Below are 16,330 nucleotides of genomic sequence, written 5' to 3' on the forward strand. Positions count from 1 at the left end.
CCCTGACCTGCGGCGGAGTTGGATGCGGGAGATTACCCTCCGGTCAATCTTGAAAGGAGATCCGGTAGGGCTATCATCACTCGCACACACGGTGCGTGACCGTCTGCCGACGCGATGCTGAACGGTGTCCGCCGCCCCCCAATGTGCCGCCGCTGGCCGAGGCCATCCTTCCTCGGTCCGCGGCGGGTTCCACCCCCCACTCCTCAACGCCGTCGAGGCCTGGTCGTCCTCGCGTCGTGCACGACGGAAAGCAGCTTCAGCATGAGCAACAGCAGGGGCAGAGGGCTGCAGGCCAACGCCCTCGGCACGTTCGACACAGTGGTGATGGCGGTCGCGGGCAGCGCTCCGGCCTACTCGATCGCCGCCACCACCGCGGTCCTCGTCGGCGCGGTGGGCCTCGCCAGCCCGGCCGCACTCCTGTACTGCGCGATCCCCATGCTGGGCATCGCGCTGGCGTTCAGCTACCTCAGCCGTATCGACGTGAACGCGGGCGCCAGTTACTCGTGGGTGGGACGTACGCTCCACCCGTTCCTCGGCTTCCTCAGCGGCTGGGCGCTGGTGGTGTCGGCGACCATCTTCATGGTGGCCGGCTCCCTCCCGGCCGGTTCGATGACGCTCGCCCTGTTCGACGAGGGCCTCGCCGACAACACCGCGCTGTCCACGGTCGTCGGCGCCGCCTGGTTCGTGGCCATGCTGCTGGTCGTGCTCGGCGGCGCCCGGCTCACCGTGCGGGCCCAGCTCCTCATGTCCGGCGTCGAGCTCGCGATACTCGCCCTCTTCGCGGTCCTGGCCTTCTTCCACACGGACAACGCCCGTGTCTTCGACTGGTCCTGGTTCGGTTTCGGCCAGTTCGACGGCATGGCCGGCTTCGCGTCCGGTGCGCTGATCGCCGCGTTCTACTACTGGGGCTGGGACGTGACCAGCAACCTCAGCGAGGAGACCCGCAACAGCCGTCGTACGACCGGACTCGCGGGCCTGATCGGGGTCGGCATCGTCTTCCTGCTGTTCGAGGTGTTCACCATCGCGGTGAACGTCGTGCTGTCCTCGGCGCAGGTGCGGGAGAACGAGGCCAACGTGCTCGCGGTGCTGGGCGAGGAGATCTGGCCGGGCTGGGGCGGCAAGCTGCTGATCGTCGCGGTGATGCTGTCCACCATCGCCACCCTGGAGACCACGCTGATCCAGGTCACCCGCTCGCTGTTCGCGATGGGCCGCGACCGCACGATGCCCTCCGCGCTGGGCAAGGTGCACCGCGAGTGGAACACGCCCTGGGTCGCCATCGCCGTGGTCGGCGCGGTGGCGCTGGTGATGTTCATCGCCTCCAACGCGCTCGGTTCGGTGGGCGACATCCTCTCCGACGCGATCTCGGCGATCGGTCTGCAGATCGCCGTCTACTACGGTCTGGCGGGCCTCGCGGCCGTCGTCGCCTACCGCAAGATGCTGCTGAAGTCCGCCGCCAACTTCTTCTTCGGCGGCTTGTGGCCGCTGCTGGGCGCCCTGTTCATGTTCTGGATCTTCGTCGAGTCGCTGGGCGAGCTGAGCCGGGCCGCGATCACGATCGGCGTCGGCGGACTCGCCGTCGGCCTTGTCCCGATGCTCTGGTACTGGAAGAAGGGCAGCGACTACTACCGGCCCGCCAAGCTGGACGCCACCCGCGCCGTCGAGGCGGACTACGTCCCCGACGGTGCCGTGCCCGCGCAGTCCCGTGTCCACGAAGGTCTCTCCACCGACTTCTGAGGGGTGTGGCGATGACACGGGATCGCTTCGCGCCCGACTTCGACCCCGACTGCGGGGACGTACCCCTCACCACGGCCCGCCAGGACATCGTCATCGGACGCTGGCAGGGGCTGAGGGAACTGCTGCGGGCGACCGGCCCCGACTGGCCGGTCCGCGGCCACCGGGTCCGGCTGCTCGCCCAGGCCTGCGCGAGCAGTTCGACGGCCGAGTCGTGGCTGGCCGCCGAACCGCACAGCGCCGACGCGCTCGTACTGCGCGCGGCGACCGAGACGGCCCGGGCGTTCAACCTGGCGATCGCCGCGGGCCGCGGTGTGCCGATCGAACAGCACCGCGTCGACGCCGCGGTGATGGCGAGCCTCCAGGCCGCCGACGCGTATCCGGACGACCCCACCCCGTGGATCTCCCTGATCTCCGTGGCACGGCTGTACCCGGCGGGCGTCCGGAGGCAGGAACTGGCGCGCTGGTGGGACGAGTTGCATCAGCGCGACCCGTACAGCGTGGAGGGCCACCTCCAGGTGCTGCACTACTACTCGTCCCGCTGGCACGGCACCCACGGCCTGATGTACGACTTCGCCCGCGACGCGGCCGGAGTGGCCCCGCCCGGCTGCGCACTGCCGGTGCTGGTGCAGTACGCCCGGGTCGAGGAGTACCGGTTCGCGCTGGACGCGGCCAAGGGCCGGCAGTCCTCGGTGGCGCTCGCCCAGCACTGGAGCAACGACGGCGCCGTCAGCGACGTACGCCGCACCTGGCAGCGCTGGATCGCCGGGCGGCCCGAGGCCCCGGTCGCCCCCGCCGAGCTGCGAGACCTCAACTACCTGACGCACGCGGCCTGTCACGCGGGCCTCACGGATGTCGCGGGCCCGCTGTTCCGGCTGCTGGGGCGGCGGGCCACCCGGACCCCCTGGTCCTACACCGGGGAACCGGAAAAGCAGATCACCAAGTGGCGCAAGGAGGTGGGGCTGCGCGCCTGAACAGGCGGTTCCTCACGGTGTCGCGTTCGGGCCGTCCGGCCGGCTGCTGCGCTGCTCGACCATCTCGCGGGTGAGCTGCTCCGTCTCCGCCTCGGGCAGCCGCTCGAAGCCGTCCTCGGTGATGACCGAGACGATCGGGAAGATCCGCCGGTTGATGTCGGGGCCGCCGGTCGCGGAGTCGTCGTCCGCCGCGTCCCACAGGGCCTGGAGGGCGGCGAGCGCGGCGTCGCGCCGGGACATGCCCCGGTGGAACAGCTTCTTCAGCGCGCCCCGGGCGTAGGGCGAGCCGGAGCCCTCGGCATGGAAGTCCGTCTTCTCGTACAGGCCGCCGGCGACGTCGAAGCTGAAGATGCGTCCCTTCTCACCGTCGGCGGCCGTGTGGTCGTAGCCGGTGAGGAGGGGGACGACGGCGAGGCCCTGCATGGCCTGGCCGAGGTTCTGCCGGATCATGCCGGCCAGGCGCCGGGCCTTGGCGTTGAGGGTCATCGGCGCGCCCTCGATCTTCTCGAAGTGCGTGAGCTCGACCTGGTACAGCTTCACCATGTCCAGCGCGAGACCGACGGTGCCCGCGAAGGCGACGGCGGTGTGGTCGTCGGCCGGGTGCACCTTCTCCAGGTCGCGCTGCGCGATGAGGTTGCCCATCGTGGCCCTGCGGTCGCCGGCGATCAGCACGCCGTCGCGGTAGGCGAGGGCCAGCACGGTGGTGCCGTGCGGAAACCGGTCGGGGGCGGCACGCACACCGTCGGGGAAGGGTCTGCGGGTGGGCAGCAGGGCGGGCCGGTGCGCGGTGAGAAACTCGGTGAAGGACGCGGTGCCGGGAGTGAAGAACTCCTCCCCCAGCCGTCCGCCGCGCTCGCTCTCCGTCATGCTGTTCCCCCTCGTGTCCCCGGGCCGACATCCGAGTCCTACCTGAAGCGGACCGACGGGAAACCCGCGGTCGGGATCACCACTCACGCCGTGGACCCGCCCGTTGCGCTCACAGGGCCTTGCGCCGCACCAGCACGCCGAGCACCACCAGGCCCGGGACCAGCGGCAGCCACACGGTCAGGAGCCGGTAGCCGAGCACGGCGGAGGCGGCCGCGGCGGCCGGGGCGCCCGCGGTGGTCAGGGCGAAGGCCAGGGCCGCGTCGAGGGAGCCGAGGCCGCCGGGGGTGGGCAGCAGGGCGGCGGCGCTGCTGGCGGCGAGGTAGAGCAGTGCCACCCGGGCGGGCGGCAGGGAGAGGGCGACGGCCTGGGTGACGGCGATCAGGACGAGGGCGTGCAGGACGGCGAAGGCCAGCGAACCGCCCCACAGAGCGGCTGCCCGGGGCGGGTTGGCGTGCACGGCCCTGATGTCGGCGGCCATGGCGGCCAGGGCGCGCCTGCATCGGGACCGGGACCGGGCCAGCACGCCGGCGACGCAGACGGCGGCGGCGAGGAGGAGGGCGACGAGGATCGCCCCGGACGGGCGCGGGCACCGCAGCGCGCCCGGACAGGCCAGCGCGAGCGCCACGACCAGCACGACCCGTACGACGGCGGCCGCGGTGCCCTTGACGGCGAGGGCGCTCGCCGCGCGCCCTGCCGACAGCCCGCAGCGCATGAGGAAGCGCAGGTTGACCGCGCCCGCGCCGAGCCCGGCGGGCAGCAGATGGTTGGCGGCGCAGGCGGCGAACTGCGCGGCCACGAGCCGCCCTTGGGGAAGCCGCCGGACGACCGCGCCCTGCTGGGCGAGCGCCGCGCAGACCCAGGTCGCGGCGGCCGCCGTGCCGCCCACCAGCAGCCAGCCCTGGTCGGCGACGGCGAGCCGCACGGCCCCGCGCTCCAGGACCGGCCAGTGCCGCTGGGCGAGACAGGCCACGCCCACCAGGACGAGGAGGGCGAGTGCGGTGTGCCAGTAGACGCGCCTTCGACCGGGGGCGACGACGACCGGTTCGGACGTCATGGACCACCGTCCTCCGCCGCCGGACCGATCCGTACCTGGATCCCGTCGATCCCGTACGGGGTCCAGTCGCGGGCGTACCCGGCCGGGCCGCCGTGTGCCGGGACGAGGTGGGCGACCGGGATCCGGCGGGCGTCTTCCCGGATCCGAGCCGGCGTGGAGTTCTTGTTGGGACCGCTCACCGCCGCGGAGGAGCACCCGGTGTAGAAGGCGATGGGGAGGGACTCCTCCCCGGTGAGCAGACAGGGCGGCCGGATGCCCAGGCGGTGCAGGTCGGCGGCGGTGCGCTCCCAGGCCTGCCGGTCGGCGGTGCTGCGGGTGACCGTGCGCTCCAGGACCGAGTACTGCACGGCGAGGTGTCCGGCCAGTCCCAGCGCGACCAGCGTCGTGGCCAGCGGGCGCCACCCGCCGCCCGGTGCGGTGACCAGGTGGCGCAGTGCGTCGGCGACCGGGATGGCCAGGAGCGCGTAGGCGGGCAGCAGGAAGCGCGGCGCCGCGTATCCGATCAGGAACAGGTACGGGAAGGCCGTCGACGCGGCGCAGGCCAGCGTGACGAGTGTGCGTGCGGTGCGGCCGGCGCGGACCGCGACGAGCAGGCCGAGAACGGCGAGCAGCGGAAGGACGTACCACCACGCGGTGATCGCCGGGTGGGGCATCGAGCCGGTGCACGGCCGGCACAGGGTGCGTCCGACGAGGCTGCGCATCTGGTCGTCGACGGCGAGGTTCCAGCCGAGTCCGCCCTGGATGCGGGAGCCGTCGTGCAGCCGCTGCGCCAGACCGCCGTAGTTGAGGTACGCCTCGACGACCCATTGGGCGGCGCCGAGGGCCAGTCCCGCGAAGAGGGCGAGGAGCAGCCTCCAGTGGCGGAGCGCCATCGCGAGGACGAGGAGGGGCAGCGTCACCCAGACGGCGTCGGTGGGCCGCATGAGTGCCATGAGGGCGGCGCCCGCCGCGATGCCCCACGGGTTGGCCGGGGCGCGCAGGAAGGAGCCGACGCAGACCAGGGCGCCGATCGCCACCCAGTAGTTGGGCATGGCCTGCGGGCCGTAGTAGAGCGTCACCCACAGGGAGGCGAAGAGCGCGCCGGCGCCGGCGAGGACACGGGACGGGAAGACGCCGCGCCAGACGCGCAGGGCGAGGTAGAGGCCGATGCCCGACAGCACGGCGAGGTAGACGCGCAGCAGTGCGGTGGACGTGGACCAGGACGCGATGGGCGCCACCAGTAGCGAGATGCCACGCGCGCGTGGTGCGCTGAAGTAGGAGGGTGGCGCCTGGGCACCGACCTGGCTGACGTACACGGTCTCGTCCCAGCCGAGGCCCATCCAGGGCCGTACGAGCACCAGCTGGGCGAGGACGAACGCACCGGCCACCACGGCGAGCAGAACGTCACCGTGCCGCCGCCGGTCCGTGCCGGGCACGGTCGCCGTGTCGCGCCGTCGCACACTCACGAGCGTCGCGTTCGCGCCGTGCACCATCGTCCACCCCTTACCCCTACGCGTCGCAGGGTTTCCGAGACCCCACGGCCATGAGCTGGGGAAATAGAGAAAACATGGACAAATTAACCCGCGTCCGGTCTGTGCGCAGCGGGAAGTTCGGCCAGGTGCCTGATATTTCGTCCGATAATCAGCGCAACTGTGCGAACTATGCGTCAGTCGTGCGGGAACGAGTGGTGCTCGTGGGCGACGAGCCAGCGCCCGTCCTGTTTGCGCAGCCCGAACGTCAGGCGCAGCCGGAGGCCGGGGTGTTCGGCGAGTTCCTCGGGGGTGGCGCAGCGCAGGAGGGCGTGGGCGTAGGCGACCTCGGAGCCGGCGGTGACGTCGAGGTGCTCGATGTCGAAGCAGGCGCCCTGGGCCTGCCAGGCGAAGAAGGGCGGCCAGGCGGCGCTGTACGCGGCCAGTCCATGGATGCCGTGGTGGGGCGGCGGTACGTCGTACATGACGATGTCCTCGGCATGGTCGGCGAGTACGCCGTCGAGGTCGCCCCGGTGGACGGCGTCGGCCCAGTTCGTGATCAGGGCGCGGATCTGCGCGGCGTCGTCGGGCACGGTGGCGGCTCCCTCCTGTGTCCCCTCGCCATCCTCCCCGCCGGTCCGGGTCCCCGCCCGGCGGCGGGATGACACACTCTGCGTGTGCCGCTGACACTCGACGACCTCCTCCTCCGCGCCCGGGCCCTGGCCCGCGACGACCGGCGCGCGATCCTCGGTGTCGCGGGCAGCCCCGGCGCCGGCAAGACGACACTCGCCGAGGTTCTGGTGCGGGAGCTCAACGCGGGCGGTGAGCCATGGGTCGCTCATGTCCCCATGGACGGCTTCCACCTCGCCGACGTGGAACTGGCGCGGCTCGGTCTCCTGGACCGCAAGGGCGCGCCGGACACCTTCGACGCGGCGGGATACGCCGCGCTGCTGCGCCGGCTGCGCGCGATGGAGGACGACGACATCGTGTACGCGCCCGGGTTCGAGCGGGTGCTTGAGCAGCCGATCGCGGGCGCTCTGCCGGTGCCGCCGACGGCCCGGCTGGTGGTGACCGAGGGCAACTACCTGCTGCTGGACACGGGCGCGTGGGTGCGGGTGCGGCGCCAGTTGGACGAGGTGTGGTTCTGCGAGTTGGACGAGCCGGAGCGGGTCCGGCGGCTGGTGGCCCGGCACGAGCGGTTCGGCAAGGAGCACGACGAAGCCGTGGCCTGGGCGCTGGGCACGGACCGGCGCAACGCCGGCCTGGTCGCGGCGACCCGGGATCGCGCGGATCTCGTCGTCCCCACCCGGATCCTGGAGCGCCGTCAGGCGGTGTCGTAGGCCTGCCGCGCCCGCTCGACCTCGTCGAGGTGGTCGGCGGACCAGTCGGCGAGGTGGGCGAAGAGCGGGGCGAGGCTGCGGCCCAGCTCGCTGATCTCGTACTCGACCCTGGGCGGAACCTCGGGGTGATACGTGCGGATGACCAGCCCGTCCCGCTCCAACTGCCGCAGCCGCTGGGTCAGGACCTTCGGCGTGATCTTCGTGATGCGCCGCTCCAGCTCGACGAAACGCTGCCGGCCGTGCGCGTGCAGGCTCCACAGGATCGGGGTGGTCCAGCGGCTGAACACGATGTCCACGACCGGGCCTATGGGACAGGCGAGTGCGGGGTCGGTCGTCGCCTCGGCCTTCATACGCGTCCCTCCGGGATAGCCACTTTCCTCTAGGTACCTACTATATCCACGCTGTTAGCGTCCCTTCATCGGCAACAACGCTGATTTCACAAGGGAGTTGTTCATGATCGTGGTGACGGGGGCGACGGGCAACGTCGGCCGGGAGCTCGTGAGCGCGCTGGTCGGCGATGGCACGCTGGTGACCGCCACGTCCCGGCGGATCGCCGACGGGGACGTGCCGCAGGGGGTCCGCGCGTGGCCGGCGGATCTGGCGGACGCCGAGAGTCTCAGGGCCGTGCTCGACGGAGCGGACGCTCTCTTCCTGCATGACGGCGGTCTGTCCGCGCACCTGCTCGACGTTCCGCATCTCATGGACGTCGCCAAAGCGGGCGGGGTCCGGCGGGTCGTGCTGCTGTCCTCGCTCGGAGTCGTGACCAGGCCGGAGTCGGTCTCGCACGGCGGCACCGGGCGGGCCATCGACGAGGCCGTACGCCAGTCGGGCCTGGAGTGGACAATCCTGCGGCCCAACGGTTTCCACTCCAACGCGTTCGCCTGGGCCGAGTCCGTGCGCACCGGCCGCACCGTGGCCGCCCCGTTCGGCGACGTCGCTCTGCCCACGGTCGACCCCGCGGACATCGCCGCGGTCGCCGCGGTGGCGCTGCGCGAGGACGGACACACCGGACAGGTCTACGAGTTGACCGGCCCGGCGGCGGTGACGCCCCGTCAGCAGGCCGCGGCTCTCGGCGCGTCGCTGGGCGAGCCGGTCCGGTTCGTCGAGCTGGACCGGGACGAGGCCCGGACCCACCTGCTGCGTTTCATGCCCGAACCCGTGGCCGACACCACCCTCGACGTCCTGGGCGCCCCCACCCCCGCCGAACAGCGCGTCAGCCCCGACATCGAGCGCGTCACCGGCCGCGCCCCGGGCTCGTTCGCCGACTGGGCGCTGCGGAACGCCGCCGCGTTCCGGTAGGAATTGCCGCATGGGGTTGGACATCACCGTGCTCGCCGTCGACTGGCAGCGGCTGGAGACGACACCGCGCGAGAAGCGGCTCGGGCTGCTGGAGGACGCGGCGCTTCCCGAGGACGAGATCGACTGGGACGCGGAACCGCGGCGGGGCTGGGTGTGGCCGGCTGCCCCGAACGTGCCGTGGTGCGGGCGGTACGAGTTCCACAGCACCAGCGGCTCGTACAAGGCGCACTTCTGGGCGGGACAGGCCTGGGAGGACGTACGCGACTTCGCCGACCCCGTGGTGCGCGAGCAACTGAACGGGTTCCTGGGCCCGTTGCTCTGGGACGAGGACGACACCGGCCTCTTCCCGGCCGACCCCGACCCCTGGCGCCCCGGGCTGCTGCTCGTGTGTCCCCCGCCGGCCGTCTCCGCGCTCGCTGCCCACTGGGCCCTGGTGGAACCGTTGTTGGAGGCCCTGCGCGGGCCGTTCGCCGTGCACGCCGCGTGTCCCGGACGGTGGATCGGGGACTTCGACGAGTTCTCGGTGCTGCTGCGCGAGTGGGCGGTGGTGGTGGGCGAGGCCGACCGGCGGGGTTGGGGGCTGGTCGGCCTGCCGCTGTGACTCAGACGTGCAGCGTCAGCTCCGGTTCGCCGTGGGCGTCGCCCGCGATGTCCCCGATCAGGGCGGTGAACGCCTCGGTCCGGACCGTCAGGCCCTCGGCCCCTTGCCGGACCACCGTCGTGAGCGCGCCGCCGGGACCGTAGCGCACGGCGAAGACGTGCAGGTCCTCGGGGGCGTCCGGTGCCGGGTCGGATTCCAGGGCCGTCGAGGAGACCAGACGGCGCCAGCCCTCGTCGGGGTTTCCGTAGCCACGGGGGTCCTCGGCCAGCGCGAAGGCGGCCTGCTCCTGGGTGGTGTCGGAGCGGGCGTCGAAGTGGTCGGCGCCCTCCGACCGCGGATGGGTCAGCCGGAGTTCGCCGACGGAGACGACCTGGGCCTCGGCGGTCCGGCGGACCCGGTCGCCGTCGTCCGTGGCGTACGGCATCCCGGCGAGCAGATACGGGGTGCCGGGGAGGCGTTCCACGGCGACCGTCACCCACAGGCTCGTGCCGTCGGTGACGTACAGGGACCGCACGTGCCGCAGGACGTGGTCGCGGCCGACGACCGGCTTGGTGACCAGCTTGGCCGCGAGGCCCTCGGCGCGGACGTCACGGACGCGGACCTCGCCCATGGGCCGGCAGAACAGGAAGCCGTCGACGACCGGGCCGTGGCCGTGCTGGCGGTTGACGGCGGCGGGCAGGTAGTAGGTGCCGCCCGCCTCGACCACCGCCGGCGTCAGGTGGCTGTCGAAGGCCACGGACACCGTGCCTGCCCGGAGTTGATGGCGGACCGGTGCGACCGAGGGCGTACGGTGCCAGCGCGTGCTGTCCTGGATCTGCCAGACGAGCATCCACGCGAAGTGCCCGTCGACCCCGCCGTCCTCCTTGACCGCGTGCCGCGCCCAGCGGCTGTCGCCCCGGTAGCGGCCCAGGTCGGAGCCGATGCGGGCGCCGAAGTACCGCAGGCCCAGGACCGATTCGAAGGCGGAGTGCTGCTCGCTGTAGCGGGGGCCGCCGTTGTCGAAGCCGCCGCCCGTCAGGCGGGCGTCGATGTAGCGGGCGAGGGCCTCGCCGTCCTCGGCGAAGATCTCCTCGCCGCTGATCCGGTGGGCCTGGGCGAGGAAGGAGAGGGAGATCGGACCGTAGTTGTTGTCGTAGGCGCCACCGTGCTCGGGGGGCAGCAGCGCGCCCCGGTCGCGGACCCGGTGGGCGCGGATCTCGTCGACGTACAGCTCGACGGCTTGCGACCGGACCGACTCCCCCTGCTCGGGCGGCAGATGGCGGGCCAGCATCAGGCCGCCGACGACGCAGCCGATGGCCTGGTTGCCGGCCTCCTGCGGGTTGAAGAAGGTCGCCTCGGTCAGCCAGCGCCAGTACCCGCGTGCCACGTCGAGGAGTTGGGCTCGCGCGTCGTCCTCGACCAGGCCGTCCGCGAGGTCCAGCACGTTGACGGCCTGGAGCAGCGCCCACACCGTGCTCGGCCAGTCGCCGATGGGGTGGGCGCCCGCCGCGAGGGTGTAACGGGCGTACGGGAGGCCGGAGTCGCGCACCTTCAGGTTCGGGTAGCCGGGGTTGTCCTCGGTGTACACCCGCTCCCGCAGATGGAAGGCGAGGCTGCCGTTCACCGCCTCCGGCAGTCTCGGGTCCTTGCCGCGCTGCCAGTCGAGTGCGAGGAGCGAGGTGATGCCGAGCGAGGTGTCGCCGATGTCGTCGACGCAGGCGGGGTGTTCGAGGTTGCCCTCGGGTGTGAGGCGCGCGAGGGCCTGCTCGGTGACGTCGGCGAGGACGGCGTCGTACGCCTGCGGGGTGTCCGGCAGGTCGTGCAGCGGTCCGAGCTGGCGTGGGAGGTGCAAGGAGATCAGCCCTTCATGCCTGAGAGGTGGCGCGCAGTGTGAGAGTCAGTGTCTGCGGACCGTGCCCGCCGAGGTAGACGCGGTTCCCGGTCGTCGCGTCGGTGCCGCCGACCACGGTGTGGTCCTGCCCGGGGTCGTAGCGCAGTACGTCGATCCGGTCCGGTCCCGCGAGGGGTTCGCCCGTCTCGACGGCGGCCTCGACCCGGATCTCGTCGTCACCCACGCGGTAGGTCATCGGCTCGGTCGTCAGGCACCAGCGTCCGTCGCCGAGCGGTATCGCGCCCTGCGGCTCGCCGCCCGGCCGGAAGGTGAGTTCGAGGGACCAGGGCACCGATGGTCCGCTGATGTCGATCCGCAGGTCGGCCCCGTCGTCCCGCAGGTCCACCTCGACGCGGGTCGTGTGGGAGACCTCGTCCCGAGGCCGGTCCGGGAAGGCCATCGAGGCCGAGAAGCGTCCGTCGTCCACCAGCCGGTAGACGCCGTCGTCCCGCCTCTCGTTCTTCGCGAGCGGCTGGTAGTAGGCGGCCGTGAGGGCCTGGGTGAGCCGGTACCGGTTGTCGGCGAGCTGCCGCATGTCGGCGGCACGGAACGGGCCCAGGTCGAAGAACCCGCGCGAGAGGCGGACCGCGTCGAGGACGGCGTCGCCTGCGAACAGGCGCAGGAAGGTGGGGTTGCAGGCGAGGCCCGAGCGGATGCGCCGGTGCTCGGGCACGTCGGAGCCGCCGTACACCACGGTGTGCGCGGTGGCCGAGGCGTGTCGGGCGAGGCGTGCGGTGGTGAGGTACCGGTCGCGCGGGAGCGTCTCCGTCACCGGGGCCGGCAGGGTGCGGCACAGGTCGGGGGTGAGGAGGGTCTGGGCGAGCAGGTCGGAGTCGTCGATGCCGTCGGCGGCCGCCAGCAGCGCCGCGCGGGCGAAGTCGCCCCGGCCGGTGCGGATCGCGAGCAGCCGGTAGTGCGGCAGGTAGGGCGCCAGCGGGAACGGGTGCTTCTGGTCCTGGCGGCGCGAGTGGAGGGTCTCCACCGTGCCGTCCGGCCTGATGAGGTCCAGGGTGGTGGCGAGGTTGCGTTCGACGGCGTCCTGAAGGTCGGCGCGGCCGAGCACATCCGCCAGCAGGAGCAGCGACGGGTTCGTCACGTGGGAAGCGTAGACGGCGCTACGTTCCGAGTAGAGGCCCTCCGCGTCGATGTCGACGCCCTCGGCGAGCCACTCCTCGACGCGGTCGAGCAGCCGGCCGTCGGGGAAGGACCGGTGCAGCCGGGCCAGCGCCGCGCTCAGTTCCCAGCGGTGGTTGGGGGTGTGCACCCCGCCGGTGAGGAGACTTTCGGTGGCGGCGCCGGCGATCTCGGCGAGCGCGTCCGTGACGTCGCGCAGTCCCGGACCCGCGCCCGCGGCGAGGACGTGGGCGTCGCACACGTCGTTGACGGTGAAGGCGGAGTCCGGCGGTGACTGCACGTTGTCGCCGCCCGCGAAGAGGCCGGTGGCGGTCTGCACGGCCCGCAGGGCACGGAGGTGGGTCTTCGCCGCGGCGACGGCCCAGCCGCTGCCGTGCAGTACCGAGTCCGGGGAACGGTACGCCGCGATCAGGGTCTTCACGCGGCGGGCCAGGACGCGGTGGGTCACGCCGACGGGTTCCACGTCCGGGCCGTCCGCCAGCGGGCAGGCCGCCAGCGGGGCGGCCTGCCGGTCGGCCGCGCGGGCCACCGCGCGGCCGAACTCGTGGTCGAGCGGGACGGGCAAGGTCAGTCCTTCAGGCCGGCGTTGATGTCGGCGTTCATGACGTACTTCTGGAACACCAGGAAGACGACGATCAGCGGGATCATGGAGATGACCGAACCGCCCAGCAGCACCGACCAGTTGATGTTCTGCGCACCGACGAGGCTCTGGATGCCGATCTGCACGGTGAACTTGTCGGGGTCGTTCAGCATCAGCAGCGGCCAGATGTAGTCGTTCCACCGCCACTGGAACGACAGGATGGCGAGCGTCAGCGCGATGGGCCGGGAGAGCGGCACCATGATCCTCAGGAAGATCGACAGCTCCTTCGCGCCGTCGATACGGGCGGCCTCGATGAGCTCGTCGGGGACCGTCAGGAAGAACTGGCGGAACATGAAGCACCCGGTCGCGGTGAGCAGGGCCGGGAGGATGATGCCGGAGAGCGAGTTGTAGAAGCCGAGGTCGCGGACGACCAGGAACAGCGGGGCGAGCATGACCTCGGCCGGCAGCATCGTGGTGGCCAGGATGCAGAGGAAGAAGGCCTTGAGCCATCTGTTGTCGTACTTGGCCAGCGCGTACCCGGTGCAGCAGCTGACTCCCACCGTGAGGATCGTCGCGATCACGCACACGAGGGTCGTGTTGATGAAGTACCCGGCGAAGTTGGCGCTCGCCCACGCTTCCTTGTAACCCGACACGGTGGGGTTGTCCGGGAACACCGTCAGCGGCAGGGAGAACAGGTCTCCCGCCGGCTTGAAGGAGCTGAGGACGAACCACGCCACCGGAATCCCGTAGAGGCCCGCCATGAACCACAGCAGAGTCGTCGGGGCGATCGCGCGCCGAAGCCCGCCGGTCGCCGAGCCACGGCGCCTCTTCTTGGAGACGGCCCGTGCGGAGTCGGCATCGACCTTCTGCGGCATGTCTGTGGTTGTCATCGGTTCTCCACCCGCCGGTTGACCATCATCTGGATGGCCGCGACGCCCATCAGGATGAGCATGAGCACGAACGACGCGGCGCTCGCGTAGCCGATCTGGCCGGACTTGAAGCCGGTCTGGTAGATGTACTGGACCAGCAGGTTGTTCGACGTTCCGGGTCCGCCGTTGTTGAGGGAGGCGAACACCGCGTATTCCTTCATCGCGTGGATCGTGTTGAGCAGGATGACGATGAAGGAGGTGGGCGCGATGCTCGGCAGGGTGATGCTGAAGAACTGGCGCCACGGACCGGCGCCGTCGAGCGCCGCAGCCTCGTAGTACGACGTCGGTACGTTCTTGATCGCCGCGATGAACAGCAGCATCGAGAAGCCCGTCCAGGCCCAGGCCGCCGCCACCACGACCACGATCAGCGACAGGTCCGCGTTCGACTGCCAGGGAACGGCGCTTCCGCCGACCTTCTCGATGAGGTAGTTGACCAGTCCGAAGTTCTCACCGAACAGCCAGCGCCACAGGACACCCACGATGATGGGCGACAGCAGCCACGGGATGAAGAAGAAGACGCGGGCGACCGACGCGCCCTTGGCGTGCTTGCTCACCAGCAGGTTGGCGATGAGCAGCGAGAGCACGAAGTTCAGGGGAACGAAGAGCACGGTGTACAGCAGCGTGCGGATCAGCGCGTCGTAGAACGTGGAGTCCCCGGCCAGGTTCTGGTAGTTGTCCAGTCCGATGAACTGGAACGCCCCCACGCCGGTGTAGTTCGTGAAGGAGTAGACCAGCCCGATCACCGCCGGCCAGACGAAGAACAGCGCGAACAGCACGACATTGGCCGCGATGAGGACGAGCGGCGCGACGGTGTACTTGCTGCGGCTCCTGGGCGGGCTCACGGACACGTCCGAGGCGCGTTTTGTCATCTTCCTGACTCCGTGCTGGTGGATGGGATTGCGGTGGGCTCACGCCATGAGCCCGGCATCACATGGGGCGCCGGCGGCCGGGGGGCGGCGTGTCGCCGCCGCCCGGCCGCCGGCCCACGATCAGCCGCCGACCTGCTGGTTGTAGCCGGCCACGATGTTCTCCAGGGCCTTGTCGGCCGACTGCTCACCGTTGATCGCCTTGCCGATCTCGGCCTTGGTCGGGTCGTCGGCGAGGCTCTTGCCCTTCAGCACCCAGTTCGTCTGGGCCTTGTTGAAGTAGCCGGAGATGGGGTCGTAGAGCGGGATCGACTCGTTGTAGAGCTTGAACGCCGCCTGCGCCGCCTCGGACTTGAAGGGGTACGTCGGGTTCAGACCGGTCTCGACGGGCAGGAAGCCGGACGCCTCGCACAGCGCCTGGTAGTGGGCCGGCTCGTACAGCCAGGACAGGAACTTCTTCGCGGCGGCGGCCGCGTCGGCGTTGTTGTTGAAGCCCACCGTCATGCCGCCGCTGTTGACGTCACTGGCCTGGACCGGCTGGGCGGGGGTCGGGACGCTCGCCCACTCGAACTTCGTGATGCTGTCCGCGAAGGAGGCGACCTGCCACACGCCGGACCAGTAGGCGACGACGTCACCGCTCTGGAACATGGCCGACGGGTCGGCGCCGCTGGTCCACACCGACTTCGGCATGACCTTGTCGTCGTTCCATCCGACGAAGGTGTTCACGGCCTTCTTGGTCGCCTCGTCCACCGAGAACTTGCCGAAGTCGTCGGCGTGGACGTACTGCCCGCCCTTCTCGTACACCATGGCGCGGAGTCTGGAGGGCGACTGGTCGAAGGTCAGGGAGTACTTGGCGTCGGTCTTCTCCCGGACCTTGTTCGCCGCCTTGATGAACTCGTCCCACGTCCAGGTCTTGTCGGGCGAGGTCGGGTACTCGACGCCGGCCTTCTCGAAGAGCGACTTGTTGACGAACATGCCGGACGCGGTGACGTCCGAGGGGATGGACAGCACCTTCCCGGACGAGTCCTTGGCGACGAAGTTGGCGTTGATCTTGTTCGTCTTGTTGTTGGCGATCTCGCTGAGGTCGATCAGCTTGTTCGACCAGATCGGGTCCAGCGCCGGCACGGCCGCCACGTCGGGCAGCGAGTTCGCCTGCGCGGAGTTGCGCAGCTTCGTCGTGTAGCCGTCGTAGGGGATGTTGACGAGCTTGACCTTGACGCCGGTTTCCTTCTCGTACGCCGCCACCGACTTCTTCCAGCCCGCGTCCTGCCCCGGAACCGTGGAGATCCAGAACGTCAGCGACTTGGACGTACCGCCCGAGTCGGAGCCCCCGCCACAGGCGGTGAGCAGCAGGGCGCCTGCCGACGCCGCGGCAGCGAGGGGAACCATGCGGCGCATGCCGCGGCCGAGTCGGCTGGAGCGCCGCACACCTACATTGGTCATCTTCGATCCCTTTTTTCGTCGCAGGGGACGGAGCACGGCGCCGATCAAGGCGGCACGGGTGCATCTTGCAGGAGAAGTCGCTCTCCGGGGGCGCGGCCTCGCCCGGCCGCGTCATCCTGACGGGCGAGGATCCCCGGCCTGTGGCCGTCACCGCACGGGCACGCCCTCGTGCGATTGCCGTACCTCTGAGTACG

15 protein-coding genes are annotated in these 16,330 nt (G+C 71.0%); 5 read left to right on the forward strand and 10 right to left on the reverse strand.

The features are described 5' to 3' along the window. The first annotated feature begins 261 nt into the window (after positions 1–261). Together HLK59_RS10695 and HLK59_RS10700 are read left to right on the forward strand one after the other, a co-directional pair. Positions 262–1,734, forward strand: a complete 1,473-nt coding sequence (locus HLK59_RS10695; protein ID WP_171141099.1) for an APC family permease — start codon at positions 262–264, stop codon at positions 1,732–1,734. Between the two features lie 11 nt (positions 1,735–1,745). After that, complete coding sequence (locus HLK59_RS10700) at positions 1,746–2,705, forward strand: hypothetical protein (RefSeq protein ID WP_171141100.1); 960 nt, start codon at positions 1,746–1,748, stop codon at positions 2,703–2,705. Positions 2,706–2,717: 12 nt separating this feature from the next. Here HLK59_RS10700 and prcB read toward each other — a convergent pair whose 3' ends face one another. The 4 genes from prcB to HLK59_RS10720 form a co-directional block, all read right to left on the reverse strand. Further along, entirely contained in the window at positions 2,718–3,572 is an 855-nt protein-coding gene (gene prcB, locus HLK59_RS10705; protein ID WP_171141101.1) for a proteasome subunit beta, read from the reverse strand. A 109-nt stretch (positions 3,573–3,681) separates the two neighbouring features. Next, complete coding sequence (locus HLK59_RS10710; RefSeq protein WP_171141102.1) at positions 3,682–4,626, reverse strand: lysylphosphatidylglycerol synthase domain-containing protein; 945 nt, start codon at positions 4,624–4,626, stop codon at positions 3,682–3,684. Further along, complete coding sequence (locus HLK59_RS10715; protein WP_171141103.1) at positions 4,623–6,098, reverse strand: hypothetical protein; 1,476 nt, start codon at positions 6,096–6,098, stop codon at positions 4,623–4,625. Before HLK59_RS10715 ends, HLK59_RS10710 begins: the two co-directional genes overlap by 4 nt. Before the next feature lie 173 nt (positions 6,099–6,271). Continuing rightward, a complete protein-coding gene (locus HLK59_RS10720) occupies positions 6,272–6,667 on the reverse strand; it encodes an SgcJ/EcaC family oxidoreductase (RefSeq protein ID WP_171141104.1) in 396 nt (131 codons plus the stop codon). 84 nt (positions 6,668–6,751) lie between these two features. On the opposite strand from HLK59_RS10720, the gene HLK59_RS10725 reads away from it, so the two are divergent. Continuing rightward, entirely contained in the window at positions 6,752–7,414 is a 663-nt protein-coding gene (locus HLK59_RS10725) for a nucleoside/nucleotide kinase family protein (protein ID WP_171141105.1), read from the forward strand. On the opposite strand, the gene HLK59_RS10730 is transcribed toward HLK59_RS10725, so the two are convergent. Then, the gene (locus tag HLK59_RS10730) at positions 7,399–7,764 is read right to left on the reverse strand and encodes a helix-turn-helix domain-containing protein (protein WP_171141106.1); all 366 of its coding nucleotides are present in this window, start codon (positions 7,762–7,764) and stop codon (positions 7,399–7,401) included. The genes HLK59_RS10725 and HLK59_RS10730 overlap by 16 nt on opposite strands. Before the next feature lie 103 nt (positions 7,765–7,867). Between HLK59_RS10730 and HLK59_RS10735 the strand changes: the two genes are divergently transcribed. Together HLK59_RS10735 and HLK59_RS10740 are read left to right on the forward strand one after the other, a co-directional pair. Then, a complete protein-coding gene (locus tag HLK59_RS10735; RefSeq protein ID WP_171141107.1) occupies positions 7,868–8,713 on the forward strand; it encodes an NAD(P)H-binding protein in 846 nt (281 codons plus the stop codon). A 10-nt stretch (positions 8,714–8,723) separates the two neighbouring features. Beyond that, entirely contained in the window at positions 8,724–9,314 is a 591-nt protein-coding gene (locus HLK59_RS10740) for a hypothetical protein (RefSeq protein ID WP_171141108.1), read from the forward strand. 1 nt (position 9,315) lies between these two features. Here the strand turns inward: HLK59_RS10740 and HLK59_RS10745 are convergent, their stop codons facing one another. The 5 genes from HLK59_RS10745 to HLK59_RS10765 form a co-directional block, all read right to left on the reverse strand. Further along, the gene (locus HLK59_RS10745; RefSeq protein WP_171141109.1) at positions 9,316–11,145 is read right to left on the reverse strand and encodes a hypothetical protein; all 1,830 of its coding nucleotides are present in this window, start codon (positions 11,143–11,145) and stop codon (positions 9,316–9,318) included. Positions 11,146–11,158: 13 nt separating this feature from the next. After that, entirely contained in the window at positions 11,159–12,883 is a 1,725-nt protein-coding gene (locus tag HLK59_RS10750) for a hypothetical protein (RefSeq protein ID WP_171141110.1), read from the reverse strand. Positions 12,884–12,885: 2 nt separating this feature from the next. Beyond that, a complete protein-coding gene (locus tag HLK59_RS10755; RefSeq protein ID WP_171141111.1) occupies positions 12,886–13,788 on the reverse strand; it encodes a carbohydrate ABC transporter permease in 903 nt (300 codons plus the stop codon). Continuing rightward, a complete protein-coding gene (locus HLK59_RS10760; protein ID WP_171141112.1) occupies positions 13,785–14,696 on the reverse strand; it encodes a sugar ABC transporter permease in 912 nt (303 codons plus the stop codon). The genes HLK59_RS10755 and HLK59_RS10760 overlap by 4 nt, the downstream gene beginning before the upstream one ends. Positions 14,697–14,816: 120 nt before the next feature. Continuing rightward, positions 14,817–16,136: an extracellular solute-binding protein gene (locus HLK59_RS10765; RefSeq protein WP_171141113.1), complete on the reverse strand. Its 1,320-nt coding sequence runs from the start codon at positions 16,134–16,136 to the stop codon at positions 14,817–14,819. Positions 16,137–16,330 lie beyond the last annotated feature (194 nt).

The sequence above is a fragment of the Streptomyces sp. S3(2020) genome (assembly GCF_013044505.1).
GTDB lineage: Bacteria > Actinomycetota > Actinomycetes > Streptomycetales > Streptomycetaceae > Streptomyces.